This is a genomic window from Pseudomonas fluorescens (genome assembly GCF_902497995.1).
In the GTDB taxonomy this organism is placed as follows: domain Bacteria; phylum Pseudomonadota; class Gammaproteobacteria; order Pseudomonadales; family Pseudomonadaceae; genus Aquipseudomonas; species Aquipseudomonas fluorescens_BK.
The window spans coordinates 1-535 of record NZ_CABVII010000070.1 but is presented as its reverse complement, the minus strand read 5'-3'; the positions used below and the strand labels follow the sequence as shown (position 1 = coordinate 535).

The following is a 535-nucleotide window of genomic DNA, read 5'->3' as shown; positions in this document are numbered from 1 at the left end:
GTGCAGGATGTCGTGGGCCGGCTCATGCCAGGCGACATATTGCGGACCTGGCAAATCTTGCGGCCGCTCGATGAAGCGCACAAAAGCATGCAGGTGATGGGCTTCGCGGCGTACTTGCTTGATCCGCCGCTGTAACTCGCTGCCCAGTTTGTCGCCAGCCATCATCGCCGTGCGATCGCCGTGGCTGACCCGCCATAGAACTTCGTACAAGAGACTCCAGCGCTGGTCGCCGCGATATTGTGCGGCTTGCCCAAGCGTATCGAGCAATGCTCGCGGGATCCGCGCCTGGAATGGCCCCTGCCCTTCGGGTACTTGATGATCACTGGCAAAAAGATCACTGACGCCCTCGCTGGCCCAACTCACCACACTCGGGTCGACTTCATGGCTAAGCAGCCAGCGTGCCTGCTGGCGCCAGGTGTCGAACAGGTCGTCGCAATCGAGATTGATCATCCCCACAACCCCATCTGCTGCGGCATCGGCCGGTCGCGCAATTGCTGATACAGCAATTGACTGGTGACCTCGGCCTGCTGCGGGT

General features: G+C 60.9%; 1 protein-coding gene. It reads right to left on the bottom strand.

Annotated elements, in window-relative coordinates; translation table 11 throughout:
• Positions 1-450 (bottom strand): DUF4130 domain-containing protein (locus F8N80_RS30945; RefSeq protein ID WP_150785342.1); only part of this gene is annotated, 450 nt, incomplete at its 3' end.
• Between the last annotated feature and the right edge of the window lie 85 nt (positions 451-535).